The 17873-nt window shown below is 49.4% G+C and carries 14 protein-coding genes; 6 read left to right on the forward strand and 8 right to left on the reverse strand.

What is annotated here, in order from left to right; translation table 11 throughout:
- Positions 1-9: 9 nt before the first annotated feature.
- The 7 genes from SOJ49_RS02605 to SOJ49_RS02635 all read right to left on the reverse strand — a co-directional run bounded on the left by SOJ49_RS02605 (position 10) and on the right by SOJ49_RS02635 (position 9473).
- Positions 10-1197, reverse strand: a complete 1188-nt coding sequence (locus tag SOJ49_RS02605; RefSeq protein WP_369856675.1) for an acetyl-CoA C-acyltransferase — start codon at positions 1195-1197, stop codon at positions 10-12.
- 33 nt (positions 1198-1230) lie between these two features.
- Positions 1231-2394, reverse strand: a complete 1164-nt coding sequence (locus SOJ49_RS02610) for an MFS transporter (protein ID WP_369856676.1) — start codon at positions 2392-2394, stop codon at positions 1231-1233.
- Positions 2395-2495: 101 nt separating this feature from the next.
- Positions 2496-3332 (reverse strand): 4Fe-4S dicluster domain-containing protein, encoded by an 837-nt coding sequence (locus SOJ49_RS02615; RefSeq protein WP_369856677.1) that lies wholly within the window; start codon positions 3330-3332, stop codon positions 2496-2498.
- A complete protein-coding gene (locus SOJ49_RS02620; protein WP_369856678.1) occupies positions 3329-6301 on the reverse strand; it encodes a molybdopterin-dependent oxidoreductase in 2973 nt (990 codons plus the stop codon). Before SOJ49_RS02620 ends, SOJ49_RS02615 begins: the two co-directional genes overlap by 4 nt.
- Positions 6302-6375: 74 nt before the next feature.
- Positions 6376-7248 carry a fumarylacetoacetate hydrolase family protein gene (locus SOJ49_RS02625; protein ID WP_369856679.1) on the reverse strand — a complete coding sequence of 291 codons (873 nt, stop codon included), beginning with the start codon at positions 7246-7248 and terminating at the stop codon, positions 6376-6378.
- A gap of 42 nt (positions 7249-7290) precedes the next feature.
- Positions 7291-8226 (reverse strand): VOC family protein, encoded by a 936-nt coding sequence (locus SOJ49_RS02630; RefSeq protein WP_369856680.1) that lies wholly within the window; start codon positions 8224-8226, stop codon positions 7291-7293.
- 329 nt (positions 8227-8555) lie between these two features.
- Positions 8556-9473, reverse strand: coding sequence for a LysR family transcriptional regulator (locus SOJ49_RS02635; RefSeq protein WP_369856681.1), 918 nt, complete (start codon positions 9471-9473; stop codon positions 8556-8558).
- Between the two features lie 131 nt (positions 9474-9604).
- On the opposite strand from SOJ49_RS02635, the gene SOJ49_RS02640 reads away from it, so the two are divergent.
- On the forward strand, positions 9605-10651 hold the full coding sequence (locus SOJ49_RS02640) for a Rieske 2Fe-2S domain-containing protein (RefSeq protein WP_369856683.1): 1047 nt from the start codon (positions 9605-9607) through the stop codon (positions 10649-10651).
- Positions 10652-10872: 221 nt separating this feature from the next.
- Entirely contained in the window at positions 10873-11844 is a 972-nt protein-coding gene (locus SOJ49_RS02645) for a 2Fe-2S iron-sulfur cluster-binding protein (protein WP_369856684.1), read from the forward strand.
- Between the two features lie 218 nt (positions 11845-12062).
- On the opposite strand, the gene SOJ49_RS02650 is transcribed toward SOJ49_RS02645, so the two are convergent.
- Complete coding sequence (locus SOJ49_RS02650) at positions 12063-13835, reverse strand: sigma 54-interacting transcriptional regulator (RefSeq protein ID WP_369856685.1); 1773 nt, start codon at positions 13833-13835, stop codon at positions 12063-12065.
- A gap of 423 nt (positions 13836-14258) precedes the next feature.
- Between SOJ49_RS02650 and SOJ49_RS02655 the strand changes: the two genes are divergently transcribed.
- From SOJ49_RS02655 to SOJ49_RS02670, 4 genes are read left to right on the forward strand one after another with little or no spacing between them, the layout of a single operon-like run.
- Entirely contained in the window at positions 14259-15155 is an 897-nt protein-coding gene (locus SOJ49_RS02655) for a VOC family protein (RefSeq protein WP_369856686.1), read from the forward strand.
- A 57-nt stretch (positions 15156-15212) separates the two neighbouring features.
- Entirely contained in the window at positions 15213-16094 is an 882-nt protein-coding gene (locus SOJ49_RS02660; RefSeq protein WP_369856687.1) for an alpha/beta fold hydrolase, read from the forward strand.
- Position 16095: 1 nt separating this feature from the next.
- Positions 16096-16638 carry a flavin reductase family protein gene (locus SOJ49_RS02665; protein ID WP_369856688.1) on the forward strand — a complete coding sequence of 181 codons (543 nt, stop codon included), beginning with the start codon at positions 16096-16098 and terminating at the stop codon, positions 16636-16638.
- A 12-nt stretch (positions 16639-16650) separates the two neighbouring features.
- On the forward strand, positions 16651-17841 hold the full coding sequence (locus tag SOJ49_RS02670; protein WP_369856689.1) for an acyl-CoA dehydrogenase family protein: 1191 nt from the start codon (positions 16651-16653) through the stop codon (positions 17839-17841).
- Positions 17842-17873: the final 32 nt, after the last annotated feature.

Below are 17873 nucleotides of genomic sequence, written 5' to 3' on the forward strand. Positions count from 1 at the left end.
ATTATCTCCTTACTCGATTTCAAACAGCGCTGCTGCGCCCATACCACCACCGATACACATGGAAGCAATAAAATATTTTACGCCGCGACGTTTTGCTTCAAGCAAACCGGAGCCGACGATTCGGGCACCCGATACACCATAGGGATGGCCTAACGCAATCGCCCCACCATTAACATTCAGACGATCCAGAGGAATCCCCAGAGCATGGGCGCAATACAGCACCTGAACCGCAAAAGCCTCGTTAATTTCCCACAAACCAATATCGTCAACGGTCAGGCCTGCACGGGCTAACAATTTGGGGATGGCATAAACCGGGCCGATCCCCATGACTTCAGGCTCACATCCGGCAACCACAAAATCGCGAAAGACTCCAAGAGGCTCGACGCCAAGCTCCTGCGCTTTGGCACGACTGCACACCAAGGTCGCAACACTGCCATCTGAAAACTGGCTGGCATTGCCTGCTGTTACCGTACCGCCGTCAAGTACGGCATTCAGTCCGGACAATCCCTCTATTAAAGTATCTGGCCGAATACCCTCATCACGACTGACGGTAATATCCCGTTGTCCAGAGACTGCTCGCGTTGCCCGGTCAAACAGGTTCATGGTGGTAGAGACAGGGACAATTTCCTGATCGAACACACCATTGTCAGCGGCTTTAGCCGCCAGCATCTGGCTTCTCAGGCCATAGGCATCCTGATCCTCTCGAGAAACCTCGAAGCGCCGGGCAACCTCTTCAGCGGTTTGCAGCATGGTCCAATAGATCCCTGGATGCTGGCTCTTCAAATCAGTATCTTCCAGCATGAAAGTATTCATGCTGCCCTGGGTTCCAGAAATAGATTCCACACCGGCCGCAACAAAAGCCTCGCCCTGACCACTGATAACCGCTTGTGAAGCCGTCGCGATTGTTTGCAGGGAACTGGCACAAAAGCGGTTAATGGTCATGCCTGGTACACTATTACCAAGACCGGCTGCCAGGGCGATCTGACGGGCGATATTGAATCCGGTGGGTCCTTCAGGAAACCCACAGCCCATCAGTACATCAGAGATATCCTTGGGGTCGATACCCGCACGACGCACCGCCTCAGCGACAGAGGCCTTACCAAGCTGCGCGCCATGGGTGGCATTAAATGCACCACGAAACGATTTACCCAAAGCGGTTCTGGCATAGGAAGCAATGACCGCATCATTCGATTTCATATTCATAACCTTTATTGATGACTGATAATGGGGTTAATGTGACAAGACGACTGGCGAATTGCGTTTGATATGTCGACCGATCATAAAGAATGACAACATGGCTACCAGTGCCAGGACACTGACCGCATAAGGAAGGGCGCCATAGCCTATTTCCTGAACCAGTACGCCACCCAAAAATGGACCGATGCTGGCACCAAGCATATTGATCGCAGGCGTTGAAGAGACAACTCGTCCACTGGGATCCAGTTTTGCAAACAAGCCGAATGCAAAGGTATGAGTGAATATCATAATAAAGGGATAAAAAGCCCCGGCAGCGGCATACATATAAAAACTGCCGGAATACACAATAGCGAAAGCCAGCAGCACCTGAAATACCGGGGCAAATTGCATCACCCGATGTGCTTTGAGGTGTTTTTCCAACACCGCTGCCAGCGCTGCCGGTGCCAGATTAACAAGCCCGAGGAATGCCAGCATGGATGCCATTTGCTCGACACTGAATCCCTTGCTGGAACCTACCCGTTCCAGAAAACTGAACATCATCGACTGCATGATCGCCATCAGTGATACGCCGGCGATACCAAACCAGACGCCGACAGGTAAAGCAGTATGAGGCTTGCTGCTGCGCGCCTGCTGCTGCACAGACCTATCCGGGTCGGGGAAGAAAAAACCGGTCAGAATGGCTGCCATCAACATAATCACGGCAAAAACGTAATACATGGCCTCGGCGCCATAGGCGTGAATCAGTAATGGCACACTGCCCATAAATCCAATGGCAAAAATGCCATTGGCAAACTGTAACAAGGCAAAGGTGCGATGAGGATTGGCACTACGACCCACCGTGCCATGGGTTAGCGACAGTGCACAACCCAGGGCCAAACCACCGAGGAAGTGAAAAACACCCATGATCTCATATTGGTCAACAACGATATTAAGCAAAAACAGAATACCGCAAGCAACAAAACCCAGAGGCACCAGAATCCGCGCATTAATACGATTAAATCGAGGCGCCAGATACAGGCTGGCCACAACCACACCGATCAGGAAAATACTGGCTAATCCACCTGCCCGTGCAGGTGAAAAACCAAAGCCGGATATCAGGCTTCCTACCCAAACAGGCAGGGCCACCATATCCACCATACCCGCTACGTGTGCCGAGCAAAGCGCAAGTCTACCTCTGGCACATTCAGTCGTTGCCATATCAAGAACCTTTATTATATTTATGAAAGCCCAGCCAACCTGGCATATCTTAAAGGTATGCCAGAGTAATAATAACGATTAAAAACCATCCTGAAGAGTTATTAAATCATACATAACTCATTCAGAACAACAGAAGACTCCCCATCACCAAAGCCAACATCTATCGACTCAAATACCAAACCTTGCGACATCAGAGAGAGTTTCATTATATCTTTTGTTATCGGTACTTTATGAATACGGAATTCGCCAAATTCATCCGTTATGGCTTCACCCAGCGGCTGGCCATGACATTCAAGAGTAACCTGCACACCTGCCAGACATTCATTTTTGGCAAATACCGCACCAGCTACATAACCATCGGTAAAATGGTGATTATTGCGATAGTAGACCCGAGGCGAGGTACCCAACTCCGGCTTCAGCACCTCATATCCCTTGGCACTGGCGTGCTGTTGCATTTCTGCATCCGTTTTCTGCACCGCATAGATAGCATGAGTGGGGCAAGCCTGGGCACCACGGGGTTGTTTCCAGCCCTGATCCAGCAGGTGTGCATCAAAAATCCACTGCTGCGGTAGCGCTAGCTCTTCATTCCAGTAAATAGCCCCGTAAGGACACGAACCCACAATATCCTTACGCCCATGGGCTTTTTCCGGATCAACAATCACAATGCCATCGGCACGCTTTTGAATGGCATCCGGAGCATGTTGAATACAGGGCGCATTATCACAATGGTTACAGGTCACAGGGCGATGTGAAATTTCAATCAGTGCACCCGATCCACGTTCGGAAGATTCGATAGCAATCAGATTATTACCCATACCCGGCACTCTGGCCGAATAACCGGAAATATCATTACCGAGGTATTCATCCTTGGTCGCCAGAACGCAGTTATTGCAATTTTCACACAATTCCACATCAATCAGCAGGTTCCACTTTTTCATATCGCTTCACCTTGTTTTACGACATCAAACCGTACAACCTCAACCAGACAGGAGTTCGGAGACATACTGCTTGTACCTTTCATTTGTGGCCGGTCTGAAGTCAGGATATTCATACAGCCGCCGATTTCAACCAACTCCCCGTTCATCATGACTCGCTTGTATTCTGCACTGGATTCAAAGGACTTGACCACTCCGACGGCCACTTGGTCGCTGATATCTGCAGCACACAGTACCGCTCCACGGGCGTTAAAAACCTTGACGATATCGTTTTTGCGAATATTACGTGCCTCCGCATCATCCGAATTAATACGTACAATCCAGTAATAATGACCATCTATCAAACGTCGGTGGTCATTGATGGTATTGGTAATGCTGTTTTTACCATCCACATGGGTATGGAAGCTGTAGCGGGAATGTGTTGCCAACATTTGTAACGGGTATTTATCCGTTAACGAGGTCGTCGCTGGGCCTTCCCAGGACTGAATGTATTTATTAACCAAAGGCCGTTCTTCATTTGCTGGATCAGACCGGCGTAAGGTCTCTGGAATAAACTCAAATTTGCCGCTTGGAGTCTGTAATCCTTTTCCGAAGGTTTCAGCATATTGTGATGGCAAAGGCTGGGCTTCCGGAACATCCTTATGGCGGCCTTCGGCAAACCAGCGCATATTGACCGGGTCTCTCAGCTCTTCCTTTTCTGCCGGGACAACAAAATAACCCTTGCGACAAAACGCTTTCCAGGAAATATAATCCACCAGATCGGTAGATTCATACACGCGCTTCACCCAGTCCAGCTCGGTGCACCCTTCGGTAAAGACCGTACCCAGACCCAGTCGATTGAGAATATCGGTAAAAATCTGATAATCCGATTTGGACTCACCAAGCGGCTCAATGCATTTATGCTGCAGAGCGATCACCCGGTGATTCAGACCGTTAAAACCATGCGGTAAATAACCACCACCACTGCCCCACTCGCCAATGTCCCAGCGTTCGAGCGATGTACAGGCTGGCAATATAATGTCTGAAAACAGCGCCTCACCTTCCATGCAGATCGACTGGTTCACCACAAAATCGATAGATTCATGGCGATAGGCTTCATCCATACGCGAGGAATTGGTCAGCGTGCTGTATGACGAACCGCCGTAACGATAAATCATACGGATTTTTGAGTAACCCGGCATCGGGTACTGGAAAGGCGCGAACTGGGCTTCTTGCGCCGTGCCATCCCATAGGTAACCCGATGCTTCACCGTTAATAATAGCTTCTGGAAACTGTTGCCTTGGCACCATCTGCTTGACCGGATTCATCGTCAGAACATGGGGCATTTTCTGGTAATTATTCACCGAGTTGGCATTCCAGTTCAGCTCGCCAGATATACCGCCGTCGGCATAACCCGGAAAATAGAAATGCAGGTCAATCGGGGTGCCCGCCTGGAGGTTACCCATATTGATACCCGGTTTGCCCCAGCCTTGCATGGCCATCATCATGACCATGTTACGAGCCCACTGCGCACCGGTTGCCCCCCGACAGGCACCACCAAAACCACTACCACTGGCACCCGGTGCCAGATAGGTCTTTTTGCCCGCCCACTTGCGTGCCAGCGCACGACAGACAGCAGCAGAAACCCCGGTTTCCTGAGCTTGCCATTCCGGTGTTTTATCCACACCGTCACTTTCACCCATCAGATACGCTTTCCATTCATCAAAACCGGTGGTGTTTTTGGCGATATAATCCTTGTCGTAAAGATCTTCTTTAACCCAGACATTCATAATCGCGATCGCCAGCGCCGAATCCGTACCAGGCTTGATAGGAATCCACTTGCCACCCAGCAACTGGGCTGTCGGGTTGTAGTGAGGATCAATATGGACAAAATCGATGCCCAGCTGCTTGGCCCATAAACGACGCGGTGTGCCTTCAAAGCCCATATAACCGCCATTGGTGCTTTCAGGATCACTGGACCAGAAGATGATTTGCTCACATTCTTTCAGGCAGTCTTCAACGGTGCCGTAATTACCGGCAATACCAACCCGCATGGAACCACCAAAATGGTGCATCGCCCCCCAATACCAGCCTTCCCAGCTGTCTGGATTAGCAGCCAAACGGGTAAAACCGATCAGGTTGGCAAAACGCATCAATGAGCTGAGGTAATAGCCGACATTGCCCCATTGATGGTGAGAAGACATCGGAAAGACAATTGAGCCTGGGCCATATTCACGTTTCTGACGATTGATTTCCTTCGACACGATATCGAGTGCCTCGTCCCAGGAAATACGTTCATAGCCTGAAATACCCCGGTTTTGCGGATTGCGCTCCCCTTCCGGGTCAAAATCCACCCGTTTCATGGGATAAAGAACACGCTTGTCGGAATACACAACCGACTTGTGCGCCAACGCATGTGGTGCCACCGTGGCACGACGTTCAGGCGTAAAGGATTTACCACGCGCCTCAATAGTCCATGGCTCGGCATCCGACGCATCAAAGTCAATCGGCATCGTCCGCACAATCTTATTGTCTTTGACATAGACAAACAGCGGGCCGCCATTGGTCATGGTGGTGTAACGCACCGCACCGTCTTTTTGTGGTGTACCGAACTGAACACCGGTGTGATTAATGCAGTTAAGCACCTGCATGGCCCACACGACTTTTTCACTTTCACCAGCCACTTCAACCAGAAAGTTCTTGGCTGCATGAACGATAAAAAGTCGATCAGGTTTGGGGGACATGAATTTCAGTGCCACGTCCAGATTCTTGAAGACAATGCTGACATCAGCATCTTCAGAAATACCAGCAACACTGGTCACCTTGCCATCCTTGACTGTGAATACACGACCGGCACTTCCATCTTTCAGCTTCATCTGAAAGGTTGCATTATGTTTTTGCAACATAGTTGCCAGCATGGAATTCTTTTTGGCTACTGCCGGGAGCATTACTCCCAGCGCAGTGAGAATTGCACGGAACTTGATTTTTTTCACAGTATACCCTGATCTTATTTTTATCTTCAGGCAGTCAATTTCATTCAGTCATACAGAAATATCGTGAACAGAGACTACTTCTTTTCATCAACAAAGGCATTTTCAATATGGCCAAGGTTTTCAATTGCAACCTTAACCACATCTCCCGCCTTTAGAAAACGATTACTGGCAATACCGACACCGGCACAGGTTCCTGTTGCCAAAATATCACCCGGCTCTAACGTCATCGCGGTAGAGAGATGGGCAATCTGCTCATAAATATTATGGATCATCAACCCGGTATTGGCCTGCTGGCGCAGCTCATCATTAACCCAAAGACTCATTTTCAGATCCAATGGATCCTTAATTTCATCATCCGTTACCAGCCAGGGACCTAATGGGCCGTGGGTATCAAAGGATTTACCCAGGGTAAATGTCTGGCTCGCAGCCTGCCAGTCCCGAACCGTGACATCATTACTGACCATATAGCCAAATATCACATCGCGGGCATCTTCGACAGACACATGACGACAGCGCTTGCCAATCACAACGGCCATTTCAGCTTCATAATCTATTTTGTCGGAAACCCAGGGAACTTCAATATCTGAATATGGCCCGGTAATGCAGGATACCTGCTTGTTAAACCACAACTGGTTTGTGGGCACAGGAATACCAGCGGCGCGGGCTTCATCAGCGTGATCCTGATAATTCATACCAATAGCCAGATATTTTTGTGGATTATGAACTGGCGACACCAAGGTCAATGCAGACTCAGGAACACCAGTCAGAGCTGATACATCTGCAGAGCGAATAATCGCCATTGCATCGTCACCGGCAGCAATAATATCTTTCACGGTTGCGGGCAAATTCGAATCAATATCCGTGATGGTATACACCAGACCATCAACAAGAATACCGGCGACAATATCATTAATATCATTGCCATTTTTAAATTGAACAAATTTCACAATCAACTCCAATACAGAATCAGTATGCTTGAATCAACAATATTATTTGAAGAATTCAGGTGAGAATTCAGGTGCCCACTGAGCCAGCTCATCTGGCGTAATCTGGGCAGTTGTTACTTGCCACTGATCATTCACCAGGTCACCGTCGGTCCAGTGCTCGATCTTGTGTCCGCACGGATCACGCCAGTAATCGAACAACTGGCTGCCCTGCACATGCCGACCAACACCCCAGGCGTGGTTGTAACCACAGGATTCCAGATGGTCATTTCCCAACATCAGGTCATCCAGGTCAATAACCTCAAAGGCGGAGTGATCAAAACGACTTTCTCCCTGAGGAGAAGCAACCAGTGCGATAGTGTGGTGATCCGTAAATTCATCACCATGGTCACAATGCAGGAAGGCACCAATCAGATTGGTCTCAGTGCCATCAAAATAGGTATCAGACACCTTCAGTCCGAGGGTCTCGGTATAAAACTGCATTGCCTTGGCAAAATCAGACACCAACAACGCCACATGGCCGCAGCGCATCACCGTCGACGGCGCATTACGCACAACCCGTATAGGGTTGCCGTAGCGGCTACGTTCAGAAGACGGATTCATTTTGTAAGGCAGCCGCACGGCATCCTCGGCACGTTTTTCATAGCCCCACAGAAAGTCGATGCGAAAACCAAACGGGTCAAGAATTCTTACCACTTCACCACCGCAAGGTTCTTCGTTCAACAGCACCGGGGTGTCGGTCAGGGCTGCTATTTCAACCAGATCATCGCGAGATTCGACCGCCAGGGCAAAACCCAGCGTCGCTGCTTGTTCCGCCTTTTCGGACACATGCACAAAGGGGGAGTCGCCCGCTCCTGCCATATAAAGAGCACTGTCATTTTCATGCGCAACACTCATACCGAAGTCCTGCAGAAACTGCTTCATGGCCTGAAGATCTGGTGTTGCATAACGAACGTAGAGGATGTCTTTTATTTTTATCATGTTCTTTGCTCCTAGATATACCGTTTCAATTTGATATATTATTTGATAGTAAATCAGAGAACATAAAACACGTCAACAACAAGGTGTCGATAAAATAAATCAACACAGCAAGATTGATGACAAGAACCGATTGAGCGGGCTTGAGCCTGTTGTGCCAGCTCAAAACCCGGAGTGATTCAGAGCGACAAGCACTCCGGTTGTTCGCCGCAGTTCGTAGCAAAGGGGAGAGGGAGTAGACAGCAGGCAGAATGGAGCCGTGCCCAGATGCAATCAGAGGTCAACGGAACTCGCCGGTGGTGTCAGGCATAACACCCGCTGGTTCTGAAAGATCACATCTCGTGATTGAGTTTGGCTTCCGCTACCGCCTCGGCCATCTCATTTCTTAACCAACTGATTCCAGGATCGCGGTCACTGGCTTTGTGCCACTGCATGGTTTCGGTAAATTCCAGCAGATGAAACGCTGGCTGCACAATCCGCACCGGCAGAATCCTGCTGTACAGGAGTGCCAGCTGCAGTGGCAAGGTTGCGATCATGTCACTGTCCAGAATGAAATAGGGCAGCATGGCGTAGTTCAGGGTTGATACCCGGATATTGCGCTTTCCTAGATTTGCCAGCATCCAGCGTTCGAAGGTTGCCGGAAGGCCTTCGGGCTGGAACGCGACATGCTCCAGCGACATATACAATGGCAGATCTATCTCATCACCAACCAGCTGATTGTTCTCACTCACCAGACAGACGATGGTGTCCTGTAGCAGTGGCTGACTGGATTGCCCTGGGCGCAGGAACTGGGATGGTGCGATCACCAGGTCGATAGTTCCCTGGTCAAGCATTTCCATCGAATGAATACCTATTTGCAACAGTTCCAGCTTGATGCCCGGAGCCTGCTTGAAGACCCGGCGTCTTAATCTGTTGATGGCCACATGAGCCATATAGTCGGAAGCCGCTATTTTGAAGGTGCGCTCGACCTTGCCAGGAATAAATTCCGGGCGGGACTTCATGGTAGCGTCAATCTGCAGGAGCAAATTTCGCACATCGTTGCCCAAGGCTGTGGCAAATGGCGTCAGCACCATATTGCGGCCTACCTTAACCAGTAATTCATCCTGCAAGTGATCACGCAAACGGTTGAGTGCACAACTGACCGCCGATTGACTCAGATTGAGCCTGCCTGCGGCCTTCGTGACACTCTGCTCGGCGATGAGCACATCCAGAGCAATCAGTAAATTCAGATCTAATCCTTTGAAACGCACCGAGTGATTCCCCCCTAAATACATTGACAAGATCAATACGTTAGCTGAATTAGTTAAATTATAAAAATACATTTGTGATTGCTACAGTTTCGACGCTCACCTTTTAACCAACAAAAATAACAGAGGTTGCGATGAACTATTTAAAGAATGCCTGGTACTGCGCTGGCTGGTCTTCTGACATTGGCCGTGAACCCATTTCAAAGACGTTTCTCGAAGAATCAATCGTGATGTACCGACGAGAGGACGGAACCCCTGTTGCTCTCTCCAACCGTTGCCCTCATCGGTTTGCACCCCTGTGTGAAGGCAAGTTGAAGGGGGACAATATCGAATGTCCCTATCATGGCCTTCAGTATGATGCCAATGGCACATGCATCCTGAACCCGCATGGCAGAGGCATTATCCCGAAAGCAGCCCAATTACGTTCGTATCCTCTGGTTGAGCGCGAAGGCACGCTGTGGATCTGGATGGGAGATGCCGAGAATATCGATGAAGAGCAGATTGTGGGAACGCCGTTTCTGGTTCAGAAAGACCAATATGCCAGTACAACCGGTTACCTCAAGGTGAAGGTCAACTATCAGTTATTTGTCGACAACCTGCTGGATCTGACCCACGCCCCTTATCTTCATCCCGATACTCTGGCGGGTGCAACAGAAGAATCCATGGCACCGGGTAAAATGACCGTCGAGTTTGTGCAGGGTGAGCGGGATATTCAGTCCAATTATTTTGTCCGCGATATGCCAGCAACCCCCCAGCTTGCTGTCTTCTGGGAAAATCGTGCTCCGGGTGATTTTCGAGCACTGATGCACTGGCACGCGCCAGCAACGCTGGTTCTTGAGGTGAGTCTTACTGAAACCGGCAAGCCCAAAGAAGAAGGGGTGATTGTACCGGTGATGCACTTTATGACACCGGAAACCGCCACCACCAGTCATTACTTTTTTGCCATTGGTCACAACCGGGATATTGACGATACCGAGAAAACCCGTGTGATTAGCGAATATGCAATCCGGGCATTTGCAGACGAAGACGAGCCAATGGTGGAAGCCTGTCAGGAGTTGATGGGAGGAGTCCTCGATCTTTTTGCGCTGCAACCAGTGTTGCTGGAAACGGATGTCGCTGCCGTAAAAGCAAGACGATTGCTAGATGAGATGATTCTGGCAGAGGTAAATACGCCAGCCTGATTAGCTCGTTTCCGTACCGATTAGCCGTCGGGAACCAACCCCAGAAACGAACCCTAACCAGCAGTGCCCTGGAGCGGGAAAGTGGATCATAGCCACTCCCCGCCCATGATCATGGATCAAGACGGTATCAGCCACTCAGGCCGCTAGGGCAGCGGTCGTTGCCCAATAGCCATATTCAGAGCACCGCGCTCGCCATCTCTCTTTTTATGACAGGTATCCCGATGTTTGATGTCGTTGTATGCAAAAAAAAGCAGGAAGCTGAAAATATTTACTCCTTCGAGTTAACACTGCCGGAGCAAGGCTATCTGCCAAAGTTTCAAGCCGGTGCACATATTGATGTTGAAGTCCGTCCAGGACTGATCCGGCAGTACTCACTATGCAATCCAGCAGGGAAAACGGATCGTTACCTCATTGCCGTACTGAATGATCCGGCATCGAGAGGTGGCTCGGTCGGGATGATCGAACAGGTGCTTGAGGGGCAAACGATTCGTATCAGCAAGCCGCGCAACCTGTTTCCACTGGATGAAAATACCGGTTTCACGCTGCTGCTGGCTGGAGGAGTGGGTATCACGCCAATTATCGCCATGGCCGAGCAACTCCAGCAGTTAGGCCGTGATTTTGAACTGCACTACTGCGGACGTTCGCGTACATCAATGGCGTTTATCGACCGTTTGCGTCATTCGCCTTTTGCGGCCAAGGTTATCCTTCATTGTGATGATGGTGATGCAAAACAGAAACTGAACCTAGACACCGTGTTTGGTGCAACACCGGAAGACAGCCATCTTTACATCTGTGGCCCTGCCGGGTTCATGGACTATGTCCTTGGCCAGGCAACAGATAGCGGCTGGCCCGAGGCAAGATTACACCGGGAATACTTTTCCGCTCCTGATGTGGCCTCTGCTGACACAGCGGGTGACGAGGAGGCAGAAAGTTTCACACTCCGGCTGGCGCGTAGTGGCAAAGAGCTAAAAGTAGCGGCGGATCAATCGGTTGCCAACGTGTTGCTGGACAATGGTATCGAAATCCCGATCTCCTGTGAGCAAGGCATCTGTGGCACCTGTCTGACGTCAGTATTGGAGGGTATTCCTGACCATAGGGATTATTTTATGACGGCTAAAGAGCATGCACTGAACAATCAGTTCACCCCCTGCTGTTCCCGCTCGAAAAGCAGCGTACTGGTCATTGATTTATAAATATCGCCAGCACAGCCGTTTTCAGATGCATTAAACATTTGGGGACATCTATTTAGTCCGGTGCCCGCTCTGGGCTTTCGGATGGTGTCGAATCACGAAGCCGACTTGTAGGCCTGACGGGTCACGTCAAACGTCGGCGACACAGAGTCGAGATCATCCGGCAGCCCCGCAGGGCGCGGGTTGCCGCCGTCCAGGATTAAATAGATGTCCCCTCAACATCAGCCCATTTTCTTCTTCTTGGCCTTGTAAGCTATTTGCGACCGGGTTAACCCCAGTTTTATGGCGGCTTGCGTCAGATTTCCATCACATGCTTTGATCGCTGATCGGATCAGAGCATCTTCGACATCCTCCAGAGTGACTCGGGATCGTTGCACCACACTATCTGACCAATTGGACAGCATCATTTCTTCCATGGCTTTTTCCTCCTGGCTGGCCGCATCACCTGATTTGTCCTGCAGATTGATCTCGGATAACAATCCAAATTCATCCGGGGCCATAATCGTATCGTCTGCAGCAAAGGTATCGATGGTAAACAGATGACTGAATGCCAGCGGCTGGTCGGTGTCACAAAGAATAATACCCCGCTCTATCACGTTCTCGAATTCACGGATATTACCAGGCCAGGAATAATTCAAAATAGTCTGCAAGGCTCTTGCCGTTATGCCTGACGGGTGTTTTTCATAAAGATCAGAGAATTTCTTCATGAAAAATTCCAATAACAGGGGAATATCATCCCTGCGATTTCTTAAAGGTGGTACCAGAATGGGAAATACGTTTAATCGATAAAACAAATCTTCACGAAAACTGCCATCCCGAACCCGGGCCTTAAGGTCTTCATTGGTTGCTGCAATAATACGAACATTCACCTTGTGGGTTTCGACACTGCCCAGCGGCTCAAATTCACCATCCTGAATCACCCGTAGCAGCTTGCCTTGAGCAATAAGGGATAAAGTACCCACTTCATCCAGGAACAGGGTGCCACCATCGGCCATGTCAAAACGTCCCGGGCGACTGTTATTGGCCCCGGTATAAGCGCCTTTCACAACACCAAACAATTCCGACTCAATTAATTGATCGGGAATCGCGGCACAATTCATCTCAAGAAAAGGCTGACCAGCACGTTTGCTCAAGCGCACCAGTTCACGGGCAAAAACACTTTTGCCAACACCGCTTTCACCCTGTAACAAAACGGTAGCATTGGTAGCAGCCACTCGTTTTATCTTGTGCATCAACACATTAAAAGGTGCCGACACGCCCAGCATACCGGCTCGGACTTCAGTACCAGCCGTAGTAACATCTGAGGGCATGGTCACAGCAGTTAGAACCTTGCTGATACCGGCTTCAGGCAACGTAATACCGGGGTAAATGTAACGGGCTTCATCGATATCGGCCCATTCATCCAGAGGACGCGCAATACATCGACAAACATCCTTGCCCTGTGCCCGGCATTCCACTTCTTTCACTAAAATACGTTTTCCCATACAGGTACTGAGAAACCCGGAGGCATAACCTGTCTCAATCCAGCAGGCGACCTCAGAAGAAATGCCGTAATAATGGGTATGCACTTGATCTTCGAAGCAGTTTTTCCACAAAAACTCAATATTGCAAGTGCCCTTCTCAATATCAATTTCCTGATGCACCAACTCGACTGCAACAACACCTTGCAAGGCGTGGAAATCGCCACCTGAAATCAACAAATCCACTGGCGACGCTTGCTGATTAATTTTTACCGCCACTTCAGCATCACGACAACCAGAGGAGTAACCAAAACGGGTCAACAGTCCCCTGGCTGCCTCCCGACCGATACTTTCAATTAGCTCCTGCCGCAGCAACCCCAGAGCTTCGACCTGCATCAGCACCATACGACGATCATCAAGCCAGATCATGGCTTCTGCCGGATTAAAATGCAGCCTCTTTTTCATTTCGGCAAACGCCGAAGAGTTACCACTTGTTCGAGGTTCGACAAATTCTACATCTGATTTTTTGGTCATATTTTTTTCTTTTTGTTCTTATTGGTGTTTAACAGCCAATCGCTGGCGTATCTGCCTAATGAAAAACATTATCCGGGGGGTGTTGTCAATCTTCCAGACATTTATCTTCTCCATCAAGTGTGCCTCTTCTCCATCAAGTCTGTGCCAAGGTGAGCCAAACCGGCTATAGACACAGCACCTGTGTTTTCAGCTGCGCCCGATAGCCGACAACAGGTCACCTGATAAATTTATAATGCTGGAACCAGCAAGATATTGGTGATTTGATAAATTTATTACCCAGACACCTCCCTGAAAATAAAAATTTATTAAAAATCAATAACTTATAATAAAATATATAACTGGCATGCTTTTGGCTACATGTATTCAGATTGCTAAAAATTCTAAAAATAATACCGCAGCCATCGAGCTGCCTTGGGAGTCTGCATGTCTGAAATACAATCTCTTGGATACATGGTGTTAGAGGTCTCCAGCCTCGAAAACTGGCGTTCCTTCGCCGCTGAATTACTGGGTCTGCAAATAGGCTCCTGTACAGATACGGTAATAAACCTCCGTATGGATGAACGTGAACAACGTATCCAACTGGTACAGGGGGAAAAAGATGATTTGTTTGCCATCGGCTGGGAATTCAAAAACCTGGTTGATCTGAACCAATACATTGAGACCCTGAAATCCAAAGGCGTTGTCGTGAACGCTGCCAATGAAGAGCTCTGCTTGCAAAGAAAAGTAGAATCACTATACGTGTGTGACGATATCAATGGTTACACCAACGAGTTTTTTACCGGCCCGGTATACGCTCCTATTTCATCGCCTTTCTATTCATCAAAACTGATTGGTGACGGATTTGAAACCGGTGAGTTGGGCCTTGGTCATGCTCTGGTTGTTGCCAGGGATTACCAAGCATCTGTTGATTTCTATACTCAAAAACTCGGTCTGAAAATCACTGACTATATACGGGATTCAAGTGTATTTCCCGGAGTCACCGTTGATGCCACGTTTATGCATACCAAAACCGGGCGTCATCATTCACTTGCAACCGCTGCCATGCCATCCGCGAAAATCCTGCAACATATGATGATACAGGTGAAGGATCTTAATGACGTGGGTCTTGCATTTGATCGAATGAAAGCAGCAAACATTCCGGTCATTATGGGTATAGGCCATCACCCCAATGACAAGATGGTCTCTTTCTATATTGTGACGCCTTCTGGATTTGGACTGGAATTCGGTTTTGGCGGCATCGTTGTTGATGACAATGACTGGCATATAAAAACCTATCAGCAATTAAGTGATTGGGGTCACGAATTCCAGATCAAACCATAAGAACAAAAATTTTCAGAACGTCAAATTCGGAGAATATAGCTCCGACAGGATATTAATATGAGCTTGTGGCTGGATTTTCTGGGCGCAGAAGTACGCTATGTCGAAACCCCTACCTTCGGCCGTTTTCGAATCGCCGAATCAGGTAAAGGTAATCAGGAAACGCTGTTTTTGATGCATGGTATTGGTGGCCATATTGAAGCCTATGCCAAAAACCTGATGCCATTATCTGAAACATTTCACACCATTGCCTTTGATTTTATCGGTCATGGTTTATCTGAAAAAAGAACCGATATCGATTACCTGCCATCCACTTATGTAGAGATGCTGGCAGAGCTGATGGATGCCATGGATATCCAGAAAGCACACATCTCTGGTGAATCTCTGGGAGGATGGGTCGCCGGTATGTTTGCGACCAGATATCCCGAACGCACCCTGCGTCTGATCCTGAACACCGCCGGTGGCATTCCGGTGGTCACAGAAAAAGGCCGTCAGGATATTCGTGATCTCGACGCTCTGAATCGCAAGAATTTTGGCAAGGCCCCCACTGTCGATTCTGTTCGTGAGCGGATGCAGTGGCTGATTCATGAATCCAATTGGGGATTGCTGGATGACGAACTGATTGGCAGCCGCCTGGCAATTTATACCCGCCCGGAATTCCAGCAATCTGCACCTCTGGTATTCAGCCTGCTGCGCCGAACCGAGGAGCTGATTGAACTCGGAGAGATGCTGCCGCTGGAAGACCTTGCCGTCGATACACTGTTCTTCTGGACCAAACACAACCCGATTCATGATTTGGAAGCCGCCGAAGCCGCCTCTGCTCGAGTCGATGGCGGCAAGCTGTACGTGATGCAAGCGGATGCTGCGCACTGGCCCCAATACGAGTGCCCGGAAGAGTTCAACCAGGTAGTAACCCGGTTTCTGAGCACCGGGGATATTTGATATGGCGACTTCAACCCAGCAAAGCGAGTGTCTCGCCCCACCGGTCGATGCCGAACAGTTCAAAGCCGGAATGCGTGGCTTGGCCGGTGCTGTTTCCATTCTGTCATTTACCGATGGCCAGCAAACCGCAGGACTGACCGCCACAGCGGTCATGTCGATTACGGCCACGCCGCCCAGACTTATGGTCTGCGTTAACCAGAGCACCTTTGCCCATACGCTGGTGAAAGAAGGGAGTTCTGTCTGCATTAACGTTTTGTCATCTGCTGACCAGTATCAGGCCCAGATCTTTGCCGGAATGGTCAGCGATATCGCCCCGGAAGCGCGCTTCGATCAGGGGGGCTGGATTCAGCCAGAGAATATGGCACCGCAGCTACCGTCTGCCCTGGTTAATTTGCAGTGCCAGATTGTCGAGATTTTACCAGCCTCCTCTCACAGCATGGTGGTTTGTGAAGTGATTCAAGTCTGCACCCATCCCGATCAGCGTGAAGCGCTGGTTTACTTCGACGGTCATTTTATCGACGTCTCTCCAGCTAACAATAAATAGAAGGTAACCATTATGTCTGTAACCAATATTCCATCTGCGGAAGTGCTGATCAGCAAAGCCCGTGAGCTGATTCCACAACTGCGAGATAACGCTGATCACGTTGAAGAGCTGCGCTCGGTTCCCACTGAGACTATTCAACTGTTCAAGGACTGTGGCTTTTTCAAGATTCTGCAACCGCGTCAATGGGGCGGCTACGGCATGAATCCGGAAGTGTTTTATCGCGTGCTGATGGAGCTGGGCCGTGGTTGCCCTTCCAGTGCCTGGTGCCTGATGATTCTTGGTATCCATCAATGGGAATTCGGCAAAATGGATCCGCAAGCCGGGAATGAAGTATGGGGAGAAGATAACAGCATTCTGGTTGCGTCATCCTACGCGCCACTGGGTAAAGCCAGGAAAGTAGAAGGCGGCTGGATGTTATCCGGTCGCTGGCCAACAGCCAGTGGTTCGGATCATGCAGCGGGCGGTGCTTTTCTGGGCGCACGTATCTTTGATGAAGAAGGTAACTTTGTTGACTACCGCTCCTTCCTCGCCCGCCGTGAGAACTATGAACTGATCGATGACTGGCACGTGGTTGGCCTGGCAGGCACGGGCAGTAAATCACTGGTGCTCAAGGAAGAGGTGTTTATTCCTGAGCACCGATCACACAGCATTGCCGATTACACCCAACCCGAAGGCGATTTAAGCTACAAGTTACCTTTTAACCAGATCTTCTTCGGTGCCGTATCGTCAGTGATCGTTGGTTTTGCACAAGGCATGGTCGATTTATTCGTTGAACATATGAAACCACGCGTGAATGTTTTTGTGGGTGGCCCCGTCGCGGCACAAAATCCTTTTGTTCAGGAAAAACTGGGTAACGCCGTATTGATGATTCGCTCCGCCCGCGCACGCTTGCTGGTCGGAGTGCAGGAATCCACGCAATCTGTGGAGCAAGACGGATTGGTGAGTATTCATGATCGAGTTCACTATTTCCTCGATATTCAGGGGGTTGCCAAAGATTGTTTTGGTGCTGGTCATATGTTGTTCAAGAAAAGCAGCGCCAGAGGGGTATTCCTGAGTAATCCCATGCAGCGCCAAATGAGAGCGCTGCTCGTTGCTGCCAACCATATCACCCAAAATGAAGATGATACCTCTGCCCTGCTTGGCAGTTATCTGCTGGATCAGGGATTGCCGCCAGGACTATTTGAGTTACCGGCTACGCTATAACAGCATTCCTCTTATTAAATACCGATTATTTA

It is taken from the genome of Candidatus Thalassolituus haligoni (assembly GCF_041222825.1).
GTDB classification, from domain to species: Bacteria; Pseudomonadota; Gammaproteobacteria; order Pseudomonadales; family Oceanobacteraceae; genus Oceanobacter; species Oceanobacter antarcticus.